Genomic DNA, 18,954 nt, shown 5'->3' on the forward strand with positions numbered 1-18,954 from the left:
GCCAAGTGGCAGGAACCGGGTGGCTGATTGCAAAGAGAAACGCCATTACTGTCAATCCGGTTTTCCACGCCGGCACATTATGCCCGACCTAGGGCTGCGCCAGGGGAATGCTGGTTCCCGCCAGATGCCGCGCCTGGCGTACCTCGCCACAGAAGCGGTAGAGCCTGGCGGGGCGGCCGCCGGTCTGTTCGTCAATTTCGCCTGTTTCTTCAACAAGTTGCTGCTGCATGATCAGACGGCGGAAATTCTGTTTGTGAATATGCATGCCCGACAGGCTTTCCATCACGCGCTGCAGCTGCAGCAGGGTGAAGGCCCCGGGCATCAGTTCGAACACCACCGGGCGGTAACGTACCTTTGCACGCAGCCGGGCCATGGCGGTGGCCAGGATGCGCCGGTGGTCGTGGTCCATGGCCTGTCCCGGCACGGCCTGTTCGGGCGGGCAGCCCGCTTCGGGCACCAGCCCGGCCTCATACAGCAGTTCGTAGCGCTGCAGGACCAGTTCATCATTCCACACCCCCATGTCCCCTATGGCAAACAGGGTAACGCAGCGCTGCCACTGCCGCACGCGGATGGCGGGGTTGCCCATGCCCGCCACCCACTGGCACAGGCGGCGTTCGATTCCGGCCAGGCTGGTCCTGCCGGCCTCGGTCTTGCTGTCTTCCCACGGAAAATAGTCATACCAGTCCCGCCATCCGGTCTCGCCCGCATGGCTGCGGGTCAGGGCCAGGTAGGAAATGGCGACCATCCGTTCCTGGGCGCTGGAAAGGATGCGGTCATGGTCGGCAAAGGTATACAGCTGTTCGACATGACCGATGGGGTGACCGGTCTGGCGCTCCACCCATGCCCTCACCCCGGCCTGCAGGGAGCGGTGCATGGTCTCCAGCGGGCCGGAGGGCAGCAGCCTGCCATGCCCGATGGTCATGACCTGGGGCACGTCATCCCTTACCGCCGTCAGCACGGCGATCAGCTCGATCATCATCTGCGTTGTCATGGCGGCCAAGGATGTATCACGCAAACGCTATGACGGGGAGGGCTTTCCCGCCACATGGCGTGGCGCGCAGGCCACGCGCAGCGCGTGATCCGGCTGGTCGATACGCAGCGGGGTGTAACCACACGCATCCCCGTCAGCCTGCACCGGCAGGCCAGCGGGGGTGATGATCTCGACCATGCGCGCGTCCAGCACCATGACATCGCGCTGCCCGGCCAGCGTGCCGCGCAGCAGGGCCAGGCTGTAGCGCAGGCTGGCCCGCACCCCCGCCGTGCCGAACAGCACGACGGCAAAGCCTGCCCGTTCATGCATGGCGTGCGGCACCAGCACATACCGCCCGCCATACAGCTGCCCCTTGGAAATGATGACCGAAACCGCCGGATGGGCCACCCCATCCACCACCACATTCATGGAATGGAAGGGATAGGCCCACAGCGCGCCCAGGGTATTGAGTACGTAGGCCATGCGTCCGAACACCTTTTTCAGCCGCGCCGACACCGCATGCACCACATGCGCGTCAAACCCCACCCCCACCATCTGCACGAACAGACAGTCCCCGGTACCGGAACGCAGCCTGCCGGGCCGGATGACCGTATATCCCCCCGCCGCGATGATCCGGGCATTGCCGGCGGCATCGGCCGGGATGCCAAGCTCGCTGGCCAGTACATTGGCCGTACCTACGGGCAGGATGCCCAATATGATATCCGAACCCGCCATGCCATCGGCCACTTCGGCCACGGTGCCATCGCCACCCGCCGCAACGATATGGGTACACCGCCCGGCACATGCGGCATCGCGCGCCAGCACGCGCGCATGCCCCCTGGCCGCCGTGTACAGCACGACAGGCCGCATGCCCTCCCGCCGCAGGCAGTGGACAAACCGCGCAATGCATCCGTTATCGCCCCGTCCCCTGCCCCCACGCCCGGCAACGGGGTTGGCGATGATGATGACCGTCCGGTCGCGTGCGGGCAGGGTCACGGCGTGGCGGGACGGGCCTGCGGCAGGATTTCGAACAGTATCTCCTTTGGGCGGCAGGGGCGCGCCGCCTGATCGGTCATGACAACGGGACGGTTGAGCAGGACGGGATGGGCGGCAATGGCGTCGAGTATCTGCCCATCGGTCAGCGCCGGATCATCCAGCCCCAGTTCCGCATAGGGCGTGCCCCTTACACGCAGCAGGTCACGCACCGGCACCACCAGCCGGGCGGCCAGCCCATCCAGTTCGGCACGGGTGGGCGGCGTCTTGAGGTATTCCACCACCACCGGCTCGATTCCGGCGGCGCGGATCATGGCCAGCACATTGCGTGACGTGCCGCAGGCAGGGTTATGGTAAAGTGTGACGCTCACGCGCAGAAGCCCCCAGTGGTTCGGACGGATATGGGCACGATATAAACACGTCCCGCCGCCAAATGCAGTACCCGGCCCCGTACGGACATCGGACCGCGTGCAATCTGCCCGAAATGCCGTTATGAGTGCCCCGGCCCGCCCGGACCGGCGGGCCTGTTCCATCCGCGTGCGGGCACCGGGCCTGCCGCCGGGTGGCCGGTATGCGGTCTTCTTTCTTGCATGGTTGCCATTGTGACAGATCCTGTTTCCCCCCCGGCCACGGGCGCGCTGCCCATCCGTGTCGCGGCCCTGTATCACTTCACGCCGTTCGCGGATTGCGCGGGAGTGCGTACCCGGCTGCTTGAAGCCTGCCACGCCCTTGGCATACGCGGCATCCTGCTTGTGGCGCATGAGGGCATAAATGGCACCATTGCGGGCACGGACGAGGCGATCGAGCAGATTGTGGGCATCATCCGTGCCCTGCCCGGCTGCACGGATCTGGAGGTCAAGTTCTCCCGCGCGCCGACCCTGCCCTTTCACCGCATGAAGGTCCGCATCAAGCGTGAGATCGTGACCATGGGCGTGCCGGGGCTGGACCCACGGCGCGACGTGGGCCGCTACGTGCCCCCGGAGGCATGGAACGCCCTGATTGCCGACCCCGATACCATCGTGATCGACACCCGCAATGACTACGAGGTGGCGATCGGCACGTTTCGCGGCGCGATTGACCCGGGCACGCGCAGCTTCCGCGAATTCCCGCAATGGTTCCGTGACCGGCGCGAAGCCCTGCTTGAAAAGGGCCGCACACCAAAAATCGCCATGTTCTGCACCGGCGGCATACGGTGTGAAAAGGCCACCGCCTTTGTCCGCGCCGAAGGGGTGGAGGACGTGTTCCACCTGCAGGGCGGTATCCTGAAATATCTGGAAACCGTGCCCGAGGCCGACAGCCTGTGGGAAGGGGAGTGCTTCGTATTCGACCAGCGCGTCAGCGTGGGCCATGGACTGAAACCCGGCACGTTCGACATCTGCCATGCCTGCCGCGCGCCCCTCAGCCCCGCGGACCGCGCCGCCCCGGACTACGAGGAAGGCGTAAGCTGCCCCCACTGCAGGGACGCGCGCACCGAGGCCCAGCGCAGGCGCTATGCCGAACGCGAACGCCAGATCCGGCTGGCCGACCGCAGGGGCACGCACCATCTGGGCCTGCCACTTCCCTCCCGCCCGGATGCGCCCCCGGGCGACGGGACGGAGCCATAGGAAAACCCGCCCTGCCATCACCACACGCAGGCACAGACGTCATTCCCCGAAGCCATGCCGGAACCCGCCAGCCATGATGGCCCGTCTTTACACCGATATTTTCGATCTGGCGGCGGACATACGCGGCGCGCCGGACCATCAGGCGCTGGCCGAGGCATTTGGCGCGCTGGTCTCCCGGCTTGGCCCCCATGCCTACAGCATGGGCACGATCCATAAAACCGACCCCGTCCAGCGCCACCTGATTGCCACCACATATCCGGACCACTGGATGGCGCATTACGTGGCGCGCAACTACCACCATATCGACCCGGTCATCGATCCCCTGCGCCATGGGCTGCATCCCTATGACTGGAAGGACATCCATATCGAAAACAGGCGGCAGGACACCATGCTGCGTGAATTCGGGGAAATGGGTTTCAGAAGCGGCCATGCCGTGCCCCTTGCCCTTGCGCCCGGCACATTGCTGCTGGTCAGCATTGCATCATACGACCCGCATATCGACACCCGCCAGCAGATGGCCATCCAGCTTGCCGCCAGCCAGTTCCATTACCGCTACCACCAGCTTGGCCGGAAGCATGCGGGCATCACGGGGACAGGGCTGACCCGCCGGGAACGCGAATGCCTGACATGGGTGGCGCAGGGAAAGGACACGGCGGATATCGGGCATATCCTTGCCCTGAGTGACAACACCATCAAATTCCATCTCAAGAACGCATTGCGCAAGCTGGGCTGCCACAACCGCGTGCAGGCGGCGGTAAAGGCGACCTGCCTGGGGCTGATCCACCCCTGACACCGGGCATGGCCCGCATCCCGGACCACACGGGCAAACCCGTACCACCGGCCGCAGGTTGATATAACCGGCGGCAGGGGGAATGATGCACGGCCCCCGCCCCGCAGCCCGGTGCCACCCGACGTGCCGTTTCCGGCCATGGCAGGCGCGCATGCAGCCATGGCAGAACAGAGTGGAGAATTCGTGACACAGGCCACCCCCTCCCCCGTGCGGCCACCATGGCGGGCACGTCTTGCGAACCGCTTCGGGGTGTATGCCAATGTGCCGCGCATGTTCCGCCAGATATGGCGGTGCAGCCCGGCCCTGACCCTGGGCGGCATCACCCTGCGGCTGGTGCAGGCGGTCCAGCCCTCGCTGGCATTGTATGTGGGCAAGCTGATTGTTGATGAGGTCATCCATCTGGGCAGCCAGTCCACGCCGCCCGCCTCACTGCTGGCATGGAGCCTGCATGGCCCGGCCTCCCGGCTGGAAGGCTGGATTGCGCTTGAGTTCATGCTCATCATCCTGTCCGACCTGACGGCACGCGCCACCACACTGGTCGATGGGCTGCTGAACGAGCGTTACATAAACGATGTCAGCCTCTCGCTTATGGGTCATGCCGCGACACTGGACCTGCAACAGTTTGAATCCAGCGAACTGCAGGACCTGCTGGAACGCGCGCGCCGCCAGGCCTCGGGCCGCAACAACCTGCTGGTGCAACTGTTCAATATTGCCGAGATCGGCCTGACCGCCGTGACCCTGGCCGCAGGCGTCATGGCGTTTGCCCCGTGGATGGTGCTGCTGCTGGTGCTGGCGCTTCTGCCCGCCACCGCGGGCGAAGCCCATTTCAATGCCGAAGGCTACCGCCTGCTGCGCGCCCGCACGGCCGAACGGCGTGAAATGGACTATCTGCGCCACATCGGCTCCACCGCCGAACATGCCAAGGAACTCAGGCTGTTCGGGCTGGGGAGCTTCCTGGTCGGGCGGTTCCGCGCCGCCGCCGCCACGGTCATGGCGCAGAACCGCAGGCTGGCGCTGCGCCGCTTTGTCTGGAGCGGGGTGTTCGGGGCCATTGGCTCGGTCGCCTATTACGCGGTGTATATCGTGATTGTGTGGGATACGGTGCGGGGACGGTTTTCGGTCGGGGACCTGACGTTCCTGTCCGGCTCGTTCCTGCGGCTGCATACCATCCTGTCCAGGCTGCTCATGGCCATTACCCAGACCGCCAGCCAGGCGCAGTATCTGGATGATTTCTTTGCGTTCCTTGACCTGCGTCCGGCCATTGCCCCGGCCGCCACAACCATCCCCTTTCCCTCCCCCATCCGTCAGGGCATCCGATTTGAGAAAGTGGGCTTCCGCTATCCCGGCACCGGGCGCTGGGCGCTGCGCAACCTTGACCTGACCATCGGGGCGGGTGAGACCGTAGCACTTGTAGGGGAGAACGGGGCGGGCAAGACAACCATCGTCAAGCTGCTGACCCGGCTTTATGAACCCGATGAGGGGCGGATCACGGTCGATGGCATATCCCTGAGCGATATGGACCCCGCGGACCTGCACGCCCATATCGGCGTGATTTTTCAGGATTTTGTCCGCTACAGCCTGACGGCGGCGGAAAACATTGCCGTGGGCCGGATCGAAGCCCTGTCCGACACCGCGCGGATCAGGGCGGCCGCCCGTGAAGGACTGGCCGATGGCGTGGTGGGCCGCCTGCCCCTGGGCTATGACCAGCCGCTGGGCAAGCAGCTTGCACGCGGGCGGGAACTGTCGGGGGGTGAGTGGCAGAAGATCGCCATATCGCGTGCCTACATGCGCGATGCCGACCTGCTGATCCTTGATGAACCGACATCCGCGCTGGATGCGCGGGCGGAAGCCGATGTGTTCGAACGCCTGCGCGCCCTGCGCCATGGCAGGGCGGCACTGGTCATCTCGCACCGTTTCTCCACCGTGCGGACTGCCGACCGGATCGTGGTGCTGGAACACGGCCGGGTGCTGGAAACCGGCAGCCACGCGCAGCTTGTGGCCAATGGCGGGCGCTATGCGGAACTGTTCGCGCTGCAGGCGGCGGGCTACCGCTAGCGCCAGACCGCCTATTTTGTGGTATAGCCGCCATTGACCAGAATGGTCTGGCCCGTCATCCACCACCCTTCCGACACGATGAAACGGACATAAGGCGCAATATCGGCGATATCGGTCAGCCCCGTCGTGCTGAAGGGGGAAAGGGCGGCGGCCGATTTGTGATAGGCCACGGCGCATGGGTCTTCCTGCCCGTAGAAGAAGGGCGTATCCATCGGGCCGGGGCCAATGGCGTTGACCGAAATGCCACGCGCGCCATATTCCTTCGACGCGGCACGGGTAAAGTGCTCCACCGCCGCCTTTGACCCGGCATAGGTGGAATAGAACGGTGTATAGGCCCCCAGCAGCGAGGTCACGATCGTAACCAGCTTGCCGTTGTCATTCAGGTGCCTGCCTGCTTCCTTGATGAAGAAATACGCGACACGGGTATTGATGGCGAACATGGCGTCATATTCGGCCTCGGTCGTCTCCATGATCGGTTTCTTGAGCACCTTACCCACCGTATTGATCGCAATGTCGGGCCGGCCGATCCGGGCCACCACATCGGCAAACAGCCGCGCCATCGCGCCATCAGCCGTAAGGTTGGCCTGAACGGCCATCGCGTTGACGCCGGCCGCCTTCAGGTCGGCCAGTGTCTTTTCGGCCTCTGGCGCCGTTGCGTCGCTATTATAGTGGATGGCGATGGCCTTCGCCCCCTGCGCCGCCAGATCACGCGCGATCAGTCCGCCCAGGTTCTTTGCCCCGCCTGCGATCAGAACCGTCTTGCCCTTTATGCCATGGTCCGCCATGGGCTGCCTCCATCCCTTGTGTGCAAGCGCATACAACGCTTTTCATGGGGCAAGGTTATCAGGCAGGATATGGATATAAAGCAGCCAGTCCTGACAACACCTGTCAGAAATAACGAACAGACCCATAGTGCCGTACGGAGTGACCGTGGACCGTATCGACCTGTTCCGCATCTTTGCCCGCGTGGTGGAAAGCGCAAGCTTTACCCGTGCGGCGGATACGCTCAAGATGCCACGCTCCTCCGTTTCCGCCGCCATACAGGAACTGGAGAACCGGCTGGGCACGCGCCTGCTGGCACGCACCACCCGCTCCGTCGCGCCCACGCCCGATGGCACGGCCTTCTACGGGCACTGCCTGCGCCTGATTGCCGACATGGAAGAAGCCGAGGGACTGTTCCGCCCGGATGCCGCAGGCCCGCGCGGCCTGCTGCGCGTGAACATGCCCGGCCGGATCGGCCGCCTGCTGGTTGCCCCCGCCCTGCCCGCCTTCCTGCGGCGCTACCCTGAAATCGATATTGAACTGGGGGTCACCGACCGTGTGGTCAACCTGGTGGAGGATGGCATTGACTGCGTGCTGCGTGTCGGCCCGCTGGGGGATTCCGGCCTGATCGCGCGCCAGATGGGTGAACTGGCGCTGGTCAATGTGGCAAGTCCCGCCTATCTCGCCCGCCGGGGCACGCCGCACCACCCCGCCGACCTGGACGGGCACGAGGCCGTGCGCTACGCCGCCCCCACCACCGGCCGGGTAGAGGACTGGGAATGGATGGAAGACGGCACGCTGCATACCCGCGCCCTGCCCGGCCGGGTAAGCGTGAACAGTGCTGAAACGCTGGTGGCCTGCTGTCTGGCCGGCCTTGGACTGATACAGGTGCCCGCCTATGACGTGCGCCACCACATCGCGGCGGGCGAACTGGTGGATGTCATGCCCCGCTGGCGACCCGAACCGATGCCCATGGCGCTGCTCTACCCGCACCGCAAGCACCTGTCGCGCCGCCTGCAGGTCTTTGCCGACTGGCTGGAGCAGGTGATGCGGGCGGCCGTGGCTTAGGGTCAGATCAGGCCGCCTTCGGCTGTCATCTGCTGCAGGTCCAGTTCGTGCTCGAGCTGGTGCAGCACGGCATCATGAATTTCACCACCACGATGCAGGCGCAGCAGTTCGGCCCGGCCGGCCTGTATGGTGGCCAGCAGGGCGTGGTAATGCGCATCCCGCCTGCCCTGCAGCGCCTGCTGTTCATGACTGAAACGTTCGGCCAGTTCCGCGCGGTAGGCATACTGTTCAAGCAGGCGGCCATGCACAAGCTGCCCCTGCGCATCATAGGCCTGCTGGCGCATTGCCTGTTCCTGCGCATGCGCGATCAGCGCGCGTGCCTGCGATACGGACAGGTGGTGATGCTGCCCGCGTCCCTGCCCGCCATCCCCCCCCACCATGTGAATGACCCAGCCAATGGTGGTGCCCTGCCCCAGTACGGTGACCAGAATGACAACAAAGGTCACGATCTGCATGACATCGCGCTCCGGCATGGTGGCGGGCAGCGCCAGCACGATGGCAAGGCTGACCACGCCACGCATCCCGCACCATCCCATTATGGTGACAAAGGTCAGGAATTCCCGCCAGTCCGGCCGCTCCCGGGGCGGCAGCCAGGCCACGCGCAGCCCCTCGGTCAGGATCATCCACACAAAGCGCGAGACCAGAACGGCGGCCACAATGCCCGCCACGGGACGGACCACATCCTGCGCCACCCAGGCCGTGCCCATATGGCGCAGCACGATCGCATGCAGCGACAGGCCGATCAGGACGAAGACAAGGGATTCCAGCACGAATACCAGCACCTCCCACACCGCCGCCCAGCGCAGGCGCTCATCGGCACTGAAAACGTCATGCTGCCGCCACCCCAGCACCAGCCCCGCCACCACCGTGGTGATTACCCCCGATGCCCCCACCATCTCGCCACCAATATAGGCAACCCATGGCAGCAGCAGCGTCATGGTAATGCTGAGTATGCGGTCCTGCACGCGCCCCAGCAGCCTGATCCACAGCCAGCCCAGCCCGCCCCCCACCACCAGCCCGCCCAGCGCCAGCAGCACGAATGTCATGCCCGCATGGACCGGACTGAACGCCCCGGTCAGTACCGCAAGCCCGGCAAAGCGGTAGATCACAAGGCTTGCCGCGTCATCGAGCAGGCTTTCCCCCTCCAGCAGGGTGGTGATCCGCTCGGGCAGGTGAACATGCTTGAGCACGGCCTTGGCCGCCACGGCGTCGGGCGGGGCCACGATCGCCCCCAGCACAAGGCACCCCGCCCATGGCAGGGCGGGAATGAACCAGTGCGCGACAGCACCGACGGCAAAGGTGGTGAAGGCAACCCCCCCCACCGCAAGCTGCAATATCCCCCCCAGATGCGCACGAAACGCATGCCATACGGAAAAATAGGCCCCCGCCAGCAGAAGTGGCGGCAGGAACACGATCAGCACCAGATCAGGGTCGATGCCAATCACGGGCACGCCGGGCACAAGGGCAATCCCGATGCCCCCCAGCACAAGGGCGGCGGCCGGGGGCAGGCGGAGCCTGCGCGCGGCCAGTTCCAGCCCCACGATCAGGACAATCAGCAGCAGGATGAACTCAAAGCGCCCTACATTGGACATGCGGACCCGACCCGTCACACGGCCCGGCATGCGCGCCCGGCCTGTCGGAACCAACGCATCACGGGCGGGTACGGTGGCACAAAGGCGGGCGGGCCTTCCCCTGTCATCGGAAAGGCGGCCCGCGGGCTGCCGCCCGCAGCTATGCTGCACCACCCCGGCATTATCCATGCCACAATATTGCCATACGGAAGTATTTGGCGAATATTTATAACTGACACATAAAATACATGCGGATGCCAGTGCAACGGGTCCGATGCACCCGCGTTCATGCTGGACTGGCGGCAATACGTTCCCATGCGTGGGACTGTCATGCCCCCTGCCCGAAATATCATCCACACCGTTCCCACATTTCCCCGACAAGGAGAACAGAGGATGGGTGCACCCACAAAACCGGCCATGACCGGACAGCACACGCCACACCACGCCCGGCCCGTTCCCGCCACGGACACGCAGGCACCCGGCGCGGTGGCCACCCCACCGGCCATGGCACGCGCCCCGCAACCGGCGGACAGGGCGGGGTCCGGCCTGCTGGGCAGGCTCCTGCCCGCGTCACCACCGCCACGAACAAGCCTGTTCCGCAAATAGGAACCACACCGGAAAACGCGCCCGGCCCCTGCGCGCATGCCACTGGAGCCTGAAATGGACGGGACGACCGCACCCCCTTCGCAGCCCGGCCGTGCCTTCACGTCCTCATGGCCATCGTGGCTGGCACGGCTGGCCGGCCGTGCCCACCGCATGCCGTGGGAAAACGACGCCACCCCCCTGCGCTGCGAGATATTCGGCCCCGAACGGCTTGAAGCCCATGCCAGAAGCCTGGCGGCCGCCCAGACCATCAGCCCCCGGCCCGGTGGATATGGCCACCCCCTGTCGCGGCGCCTGACGGAAAACGGGGCCTTCCTGCGCGCGGCCGACATACGGATAGCCGACGCCATACAGGCCGGAAAGCAGCTGACCCCCGCCGCCCAGTGGCTGGCGGACAATTACGCGCTGGTGGACATGCAGATCCGCGAGACCGGCCTTGACCTGCCGCCGGGCTATTACGCGCGCCTGCCCAAACTGGCGACAGGCCCCTTTGCCGGGCTACCCAGGGTGTTCGGGGTGGCATGGGCGCTGGTGGCGCATACCGACAGCAGCTTCCAGCCCGATACGCTATGCAGCTTCCTGCTGGCCTATCAAAGCGTTACCCCGCTGACCATCGGGGAATTATGGGCGGTCCCCATCACGCTGCGCATCGTGCTGATCGAGAACCTGCGCCGCGTGGTGGCCGCCATAATGGACAACAACACCAGCAGGCGTGAGGCCGATACACTGGCCGACCGGCTGGATGCCTACCGCAGGGGCACGCCGGCCGCCCTGTCGGGCTTTCTGGCCATGATTGACCCCCGCATCCTGACCTGTGCGTTCACCGCGCAGCTTGCCCACCGCTCCCGCGGGCTGGACCCGGAAAAGGACCCCGCCCTTGTCTGGCTGGAACAGCGCCTGGCCGACCGGGGCACAACGGTGGAAGACGCGGTGCGCGACGACCTGCATGAACAGGGTGCCTTCAACGCCACCATCCGCAACATCATCACCAGCCTGCGGCTGATCGCGGGCCTTGACTGGACGGAAGCCTTTGACCGCGTGTGCCTGGTCAACCGGCTTTTCGCCCCCTATGACAGTTTTACCCAGGCCGATTTCGCCAGCCGCGACCTGTATCGCAAGGCCGTGGAGGAACTGGCGCGGGGCAGCGCGCTGGACGAGATGGACATCGCCGCCCGTGCGGTGGACATGGCGCGGGCGGCACAGGCCGGGGAAGCAGCGGACCCGCGCCGGGCCGATCCCGGTTATTACCTGCTCATGGCGGGACGGCCCGCGCTGGAAGCCGCCATCCACTTCCGCCCCACCCTGCGCCACAGTCTGGTCCGGCGCTTCTGCCGGCAGGGGATCATGGCCTACAGCATGGTCGTGACGGGGCTGACGCTGGCGTTCATGGCCATTCCGCTCTGGCTTGCCCATTACGGCGGCACCGGGGCGGCATGGCTGCTACCGGCGGTGGCGTTCATCCCGGTATCGGAAGCAGCCGTTGCCTGCGTGAACCGTCTGGCGCTGGAAATGCTCCATGCCACAAGCCTGCCGGGGCTGGAGTTCCGCTCCGGCATTCCGTCCCATCTGCGGAGCATGGTGGTGATACCCGCCCTGCTGGTTACAAAAGAAACGGTGGCCGAACTGCTGGCTCGCATTGAGGTCCATTACCTGGCCACACGCGACATATCCGTCTGTTTCGCGCTTCTGACCGACTGGACCGACCATGACAGCCCCCACGCCCCCGCACAGGCCATGCGCTTCCATCTGCTCCACCGCAGGCGGGTATGGAGCCAGAGCGAAGGGGTATGGATGGGCTGGGAACGCAAACGCGGTAAGCTGCACGAACTCAACCGCCTGCTGCGCGGCGCGACCGACACGACTTTCATCCCCCCTGCCCACGGACTGCCAGCGGACGTGAAATACGTCATCACGCTTGATGCCGACACGCGCCTGCCACTGGAAACGGTCCGGCGCCTGATCGGCAAGATCGCCCATCCGCTGAACGCCGCGCGTTTCGATCCGGCATCGGGACGGGTGTGCGAAGGCTACGCCATCCTCCAGCCCCGGGTCACGCCCTCGCTGCCGGTGGGGCACGAAAGCACGCTGTTCCAGCGCATATTCGCCTCCGCCAGCGGCATAGACGCCTATTCCGCCGCCGTGTCCGACCTGTATCAGGACATGTTTGGCGAAGGGTCGTACGCAGGCAAGGGCATATACGACATCGACGCCTTCGAGGCCGCGCTGGCAGGTCGCGTGCCGGAGGCCACACTGCTCAGCCATGACCTGTTCGAAGGGATATTTGCCCGTGCGGGACTGGTAAGCGATGTGGAGGTGGTGGAAGAATTCCCGACCGACTATCTGGTGGCGGCCCAGCGGCTGCACCGCTGGACGCGCGGGGACTGGCAGCTCCTGCCCTGGATCACCGCCGGGCCGTCGCATCGGCATGCGCATGGATGGATTTCGGGCATTGCCCGGTGGAAGATGCTCGACAACCTGCGGCGCACGCTGTGCACCCCGCTCGTGCTGCTTGCCCTTGTGTCCAGCTGGTTCCTGCCGTTCCATGCCGCCCTTGTCTGGACGGGGTTCATACTGGCGGCCGTTGCCCTGCCCGCCTTCCTGCCCGTGCTGCCCGCACTGGTGCCCCGGCAGGAATGGATCACGCTGCGCAGTTACCTGAGCGTCCTGGGCCACGCCAGCGCCGAGGCGGCGGTGATGACCTTCCTCAACATCACCTTCCTCGCCCATCTGTCCTTTCTCATGACGGATGCGATCCTGCGCACGCTGGGGCGTGTGTACATGACCCGCCGCCACATGCTGCAATGGGTGCCCGCGGCCCAGATTGCGGGGCTGCTGCGTTCGGGGCTTGCCGGGTATTACGGACGCATGGCCCCCGCCACCATGCTGGCCGGGCTGATCGTGCCGGCCGTTGCCCTGTGGGCGGCGTGGAGCCTGTTCCTGGCCGTGCCGTTCGCCGCGCTGTGGTGCCTTTCCCCCGCCATTGCCATGTGGGCCAGCCGCACGCCGGTCATTGCCGCGCGCACGCGCCCCTCGCGCACCGACATCCGCACCCTGCGCATGACGGCGCGGCGCACATGGCGCTTTTTCGAGACCTTCACCACGCCGGACGACAACATGCTGCCGCCTGACAATTTTCAGGAAGACCCGACGCCGGTACTGGCGCGGCGCACGTCGCCCACCAATATCGGCCTGTACCTGCTGTGCACCGCCAGCGCGCGCGATTTTGGCTGGAGCGGCCTGGCCGATACCATCGCCCGCCTGGAAGCCACGTTTGCCACGCTGGAGCGCATGCCGCGCTACCGGGGCCACTTTTACAACTGGTACGCCACCGCCGACCTCCAGCCGCTGGACCCGGCCTATATTTCCAGCGTGGACAGCGGCAACCTGGCCGGTCACCTCGTGGCGCTGGCCAGCACCTGCCAGCGCTGGCAGGAAAACGGACCGGAAACCGACCCGTGGCGCGAAGGTACGGCTGATGCGCTGAACATCGCCATTGCCGACCTGACCTTCCGCGATGGCACGCGACTGAGCCACGGCCCGGCGGAACGCCAGTTGCTGCGGCGCCTGGCCGCATTCAAGAACAGCGTCCTGTCCGCCCCGGCGCGCTCGGCCACGGGCCTTGCGGCACTGCTGGACCACGGGCGCGCCCTGGTCCAGCAGGCGGCCCGCCTGCCCCCCGTGGCGGATGCCGCCACCGGCACGGACCGCATGTTCTGGATCTCCGCCCCGCTGCGCACGCTGGAAAGCCACCAGCGCGACATGGACACGGACCTGCACGCAACGCTTGGCGCGCGACTGGGCGTGATCGCGCACAAGGCGCGGCGCATGGCGGAGGAAATGGATTTCCGGTTCCTGTGCAATCCCGCGCGCAAGCTGCTTTCCATCGGCTATCTTGTGGCGGAGGACGCACAGGATGCCAACTGCTACGACCTGCTGGCATCCGAAGCGCGGCTGGCGGTCTTCCTTGCCATAGCCAAGGGGGACATGCCCGCCCATGACTGGTTCCGGCTGGGGCGGCCGATCACGCCGGTGGGCAATGGCGCGGCACTGGTCTCGTGGTCGGGGTCGATGTTCGAATATCTCATGCCCTCGCTGGTCATGCGCGCGCCCATGGGCAGCCTGCTGGCACAGACCAACATCCTGATCGTGCAACGCCAGATCGCCTACGGGCAGGCACGCGGCATTCCGTGGGGCATATCGGAATCCGCCTATAACGTGCGGGACCTGGAATATACCTACCAGTATTCCAATTTCGGCATTCCCGGCCTTGGCCTCAAGCGCGGGCTGGGGCTGGATACGGTGGTGGCCCCCTACGCCACCATGCTGGCGGCGATGGTGGACCCGAAAAAGGCGGTCGCCAACCTTTACACGCTGGAGAAAACCGGCGCGCTGGGCCGCTTCGGGCTGTATGAATCCCTTGATTACACACCCGGGCGCGTGCCCGATGGCAGCACGGTTGCCATCATCCGCGCCTATATGGCCCACCATCAGGGCATGTCCATCCTGGCGGTGGCGGATGCGGTGATGAACGGGATCATGCGCACGCGCTTCCATGACGACCCGGTCATCGCCTCGGCCGAACTGCTGCTGCAGGAACGCGCGCCACGCACCGGGGCGGTGGCACGGCCCCTGCCCACCGAGGAGGCGGCCCCGCCCCCCGTACGCGCCATCACCGCGCCATCGGGACGGTACATGGACCATGCCGAGACACTCTCCCCCGTCACGCATCTCCTTTCCAACGGGCGTTACGTCGTGATGCTGACCGCGGCGGGGTCGGGCTACAGCCGCTGGCAGGGTCAGGCCATCACACGCTGGCGCGAGGATGCGACCTGTGACGATTATGGCCAGTACATCTACCTGAAGAACCGCCGGACCGGGCAGGTCTGGACCGCGGGCCTGCAGCCGGGGCGGACGCGGCCCGATGAATATGGCGTGGGCTTTCATGAAGACCGTGCCGAGTTCGCCCGCCGGGACGGTGTCGTGACCACAACGCTGGAAATACGTGTCTCAGCCGAGGATGACGCCGAGATCCGCCAGCTTTCCATATTCAATGGCGGCAGCGAGACACTGGATATCGAGATCACGTCCCATGCCGAACTTGCCCTGTTGCCACAGGCGGCGGATCTTGCGCATCCGGCCTTTACCAAGCTGTTCGTGCAGACGGAATACCTGGCTGGCGCCCGCGCGCTGATCGCCACCCGCCGCAGGCGCACCCCGGACGAGGCGGAAATATGGGTCGCACACCTGATCACGTGCGACACGCCTGTCGAGGTCGAGACCGACCGCGCACGCTTCATAGGCCGCAGGCGCACCGTGCATGACCCTGCCGCACTGGACACGCCAACGCCCCCCGCCGGGCATACCGGCACGGTGCTGGACCCGGTCTTTTCCATCCGCACGCGCACGGCCATCCGTCCTGGCGCCATGGCGCGTGTCACGTTCTGGACGCTGGCCGCATCCAGCCGTGCCGCCCTGATGGACCTGATCGAAACACATCGTGACCTGGCCGCCGTCGAGCGTGTCCGCACGCTGGCCTGGACACAGGCGCAGGTCCAGCTGCGCCATCTGGACATGACGCCCGCCATGGCGGACCTGTTCCAGCAACTGGCCGGGCATGTCATATTTGCTGCCCCGACCCTGCGCGCCGGTTCCGCCACGATAGAAAAGGGCGCGGGTCCCCAGCCACTTTTATGGGAGCAGGGCCTGTCGGGCGACCTGCCGGTCATGGTGCTGCGCATAAGGGAAAACGCCAGCACGGATATCGTACGCATGCTCTTGCTGGCACATGAATACTTCCAGCTCAAGCAGCTGGCGGTGGACCTTGTCATCCTTAATGAACATCCGGCCTCCTACCTGCAGGACCTGCAGGTCTCGCTGGACCAGCTTGTGCATGGCAGGCCGCGCGCGGGCAGTGGCGTGGGATCCGTACGGGTGCTGCGCGCGGACCTGCTTTCCCCTGCCGTGCGCAACCTGATCCTGTCGGTGGCGCGCGTGGTGCTGGACGCGGACCGGGGACTGGCCGAACAGCTGGGCCAGGCGGAACGGACCCTGCCGCGCCCGTTCGGGACAGCCCCACGCCAGCCACGGCCCGAAGCCACGGATTTTGGCATGCCCGCCGTGCCGGCACTGGAATTCTTCAATGGCCATGGCGGCTTTGCCCGACAGGGGCGTGACTATGTAATCGTACTGGGTCCCGGCCAGACCACGCCCGCGCCATGGATCAACGTGATTGCCAATGATACGTTCGGCTTCCAGGTCTCGGCCGAAGGCAGTGGCTATACATGGTCGGGCAACAGCCGCGAGCACCAGATCACCCCCTGGTCCAACGACCCGGTAAGCGACCACGCGGGGGAGACCTTCTATTTCCGCGATGAAAACACCGGCATGCTGTGGTGCCCCACCGCCGCCACGCGCCGCGACCCGCAGGCAACCTACGTGACCCGCCATGGCCGTGGCCATACCCGGCTTGAACGGATTGCCCACGGCATTGCCAGTTCCCTGCTGCAGTATGTGCCCGTGACGGACCCGGTCAAGATCACGCGCATCCAGCTTCACAACCAGTCGGAGCGGCCGCGCACGCTGTCCGTCACCGCTTATGTGGAATGGGTTCTGGGCGCCGCGCGCAGCGTGACGGCCCCCTTCGTCTCCACCACCATGGATGCCGAGACGGGGGCGCTGTTCGCGCGCAACCGCTGGAAGCCCGAATATGCCAGCCGCGTGGCCTTTGCCGATATTGGCGGCTACCTGAGCGCAAGTTCGGGTGACAGGGGCGCGTTCATCGGCCGCAATGGCACGCTGGACAGGCCGCTGGCCTTCAGCCATCCCAACGGCGTGCAGGGCCGCACCGGGGCGGGACTGGACCCGTGTGGCGTGGTGCAGACCGTGGTCACCCTGCCACCGGGCGGACGGGCGGAAATCGTGTTCCTGCTGGGGGAAGGCGTGGATGAGGACCATGCCCGCGCACTGGTCAGCCATTATCGCGGCACCGACCTTGACGATGTGCTTGCCACGGTCGAGGCACACTGGAACCAGGTGACCGGCGGCATCACGGTCAGTACGCCAGACCGTGCGATGGACATCATGCTCAATGGCTGGCTGCTGTACCAGACACTGGCCAGCCGCGTGCAGGCGCGCGCGGGCTTCTATCAGGCCAGCGGGGCCTATGGCTTCCGTGACCAGCTGCAAGATGGCATGGCCCTGGCCGCATCCTGCCCGCAGCGCGTGCGCGCCCACCTGCTGCGCGCGGCGTCACGCCAGTTTGTGGAAGGGGACGTGCAGCACTGGTGGCTGCCCGATACCGGGGCGGGCGTGCGGACCCATATCTCCGATGACTGCGCGTGGCTGGCCCATACGGTGGCGCATTATGTCAGTGCGACCGGCGATGTCGCGGTGCTGGATGAACCGCTTCCCTTCCTTGAGGGACCGGCGCTGCCCATGGACGAGCATGACCGCTTCATGATCCCGGCCCGCTCCGCCCGGACCGGCACCCTGTTCGAACACTGTGCCCGCGCGCTGGAACACGGCATGGCGGTGGGCGCGCACGGGCTGCCGCTTATGGGCACGGGCGACTGGAACGACGGCATGAACCGCGTGGGCGAGAAGGGACAGGGCGAGAGTGTATGGCTGGGCTGGTTCCTGCACGCAACACTTGCCAGCTTCATCCCGCTGGCGCGCGCGCGCGGCGAACATGCACGCGCGCAGGCATGGCAGGACCATGCCCACGCGCTGGCCACGGCGCTGGAAGCCACATGGGATGGTGACTGGTACCTGCGCGCCTATTTTGACGACGGCACGCCACTTGGCGCCCATACCAGCGCGGAATGCCAGATCGATGCCATTTCCCAGTCCTGGGCCGTGCTTTCGGGGGTGGCGCCGCTGGAACGGGCGGAGCATGCCATGCGCTCGGTCATGGCGCGGCTTGTACGCGGGCAGGACGGGCTGGTACTGGTGCTGGCCCCCCCGTTCAACACCATTGGCCCCGATCCGGGCTACATACGGGGCTACCCGCCGGGCATACGTGAAAACGGGGGCCAGTACACCCATGCGGCACTCTGGACGGTCATGGCCATGGCGGCACTGGGTGAAGGGGACCAGGCGCATGACCTGTTCCACATGCTCAACCCGGTCAACCATGCCCTGACCCCCGCCGATGTCGCCCGCTACCGGCTGGAGCCATACGTGGTCGCGGCCGATATCTATTCCACCCCGCCCCATGTGGGCCGGGGCGGATGGTCATGGTACACCGGATCGGCGGGATGGATGCAGCGCGTGGGAACCGAGACCATACTGGGCATCCGCATCATCGGCACGCAGCTTGCGCTCAACCCGTGCATTCCGCGCCAGTGGCCACAATTCTCGGCAACCCTGCGCTGGCGGACGGCGACCTACGGCATTACCGTGCATAATCCGCACCAGCTCTGCCGGGGGACAGGTCACATCACGCTTGACGGCGCGGCCCTGCCCGCGGGCGCGATGATCGACATGGTGGATGATGGCGCGACCCATGCCGTCATAATAACACTGGGTGCCAACGCATAG

General features: G+C 65.9%; 11 protein-coding genes. 6 read left to right on the plus strand and 5 right to left on the minus strand.

Annotation, left to right across the window (positions count from 1 at the left end; genetic code table 11):
- Positions 1-88: 88 nt before the first annotated feature.
- The 3 genes from CFR78_RS05450 to arsC are packed head-to-tail and all read right to left on the minus strand — an operon-like array spanning position 89 to position 2,334.
- Positions 89-979: an NUDIX hydrolase gene (locus CFR78_RS05450; protein ID WP_034932656.1), complete on the minus strand. Its 891-nt coding sequence runs from the start codon at positions 977-979 to the stop codon at positions 89-91.
- Positions 980-1,018: 39 nt separating this feature from the next.
- Positions 1,019-1,966, minus strand: a complete 948-nt coding sequence (locus CFR78_RS05455; protein ID WP_034932658.1) for a diacylglycerol/lipid kinase family protein — start codon at positions 1,964-1,966, stop codon at positions 1,019-1,021.
- Positions 1,963-2,334 carry an arsenate reductase (glutaredoxin) gene (gene arsC, locus CFR78_RS05460; RefSeq protein ID WP_050800650.1) on the minus strand — a complete coding sequence of 124 codons (372 nt, stop codon included), beginning with the start codon at positions 2,332-2,334 and terminating at the stop codon, positions 1,963-1,965. Before arsC ends, CFR78_RS05455 begins: the two co-directional genes overlap by 4 nt.
- A 219-nt stretch (positions 2,335-2,553) precedes the next feature.
- Between arsC and trhO the strand changes: the two genes are divergently transcribed.
- The 3 genes from trhO to CFR78_RS05475 all read left to right on the plus strand — a co-directional run bounded on the left by trhO (position 2,554) and on the right by CFR78_RS05475 (position 6,412).
- A complete protein-coding gene (gene trhO, locus CFR78_RS05465) occupies positions 2,554-3,567 on the plus strand; it encodes an oxygen-dependent tRNA uridine(34) hydroxylase TrhO (protein ID WP_034932659.1) in 1,014 nt (337 codons plus the stop codon).
- A gap of 73 nt (positions 3,568-3,640) precedes the next feature.
- Positions 3,641-4,357: an autoinducer binding domain-containing protein gene (locus tag CFR78_RS05470; protein ID WP_240471479.1), complete on the plus strand. Its 717-nt coding sequence runs from the start codon at positions 3,641-3,643 to the stop codon at positions 4,355-4,357.
- 159 nt (positions 4,358-4,516) lie between these two features.
- On the plus strand, positions 4,517-6,412 hold the full coding sequence (locus tag CFR78_RS05475) for an ABC transporter ATP-binding protein (RefSeq protein WP_051672162.1): 1,896 nt from the start codon (positions 4,517-4,519) through the stop codon (positions 6,410-6,412).
- Positions 6,413-6,423: 11 nt separating this feature from the next.
- Here CFR78_RS05475 and CFR78_RS05480 read toward each other — a convergent pair whose 3' ends face one another.
- Positions 6,424-7,197 (minus strand): SDR family oxidoreductase, encoded by a 774-nt coding sequence (locus CFR78_RS05480; protein ID WP_034932678.1) that lies wholly within the window; start codon positions 7,195-7,197, stop codon positions 6,424-6,426.
- Between the two features lie 145 nt (positions 7,198-7,342).
- Here CFR78_RS05480 and CFR78_RS05485 point away from each other — a divergent pair, with 145 nt between their 5' ends.
- Entirely contained in the window at positions 7,343-8,242 is a 900-nt protein-coding gene (locus CFR78_RS05485; protein WP_034932680.1) for a LysR family transcriptional regulator, read from the plus strand.
- Positions 8,243-8,244: 2 nt separating this feature from the next.
- On the opposite strand, the gene CFR78_RS05490 is transcribed toward CFR78_RS05485, so the two are convergent.
- Positions 8,245-9,834: a cation:proton antiporter gene (locus tag CFR78_RS05490; protein ID WP_034932682.1), complete on the minus strand. Its 1,590-nt coding sequence runs from the start codon at positions 9,832-9,834 to the stop codon at positions 8,245-8,247.
- 372 nt (positions 9,835-10,206) lie between these two features.
- On the opposite strand from CFR78_RS05490, the gene CFR78_RS16000 reads away from it, so the two are divergent.
- A complete protein-coding gene (locus tag CFR78_RS16000; protein ID WP_007398080.1) occupies positions 10,207-10,419 on the plus strand; it encodes a hypothetical protein in 213 nt (70 codons plus the stop codon).
- A gap of 54 nt (positions 10,420-10,473) precedes the next feature.
- Positions 10,474-18,954: a GH36-type glycosyl hydrolase domain-containing protein gene (locus CFR78_RS05495; protein WP_408884602.1), complete on the plus strand. Its 8,481-nt coding sequence runs from the start codon at positions 10,474-10,476 to the stop codon at positions 18,952-18,954.

The organism is Komagataeibacter rhaeticus (assembly GCF_003207855.1).
In the GTDB taxonomy this organism is placed as follows: Bacteria; Pseudomonadota; Alphaproteobacteria; order Acetobacterales; family Acetobacteraceae; genus Komagataeibacter; species Komagataeibacter rhaeticus.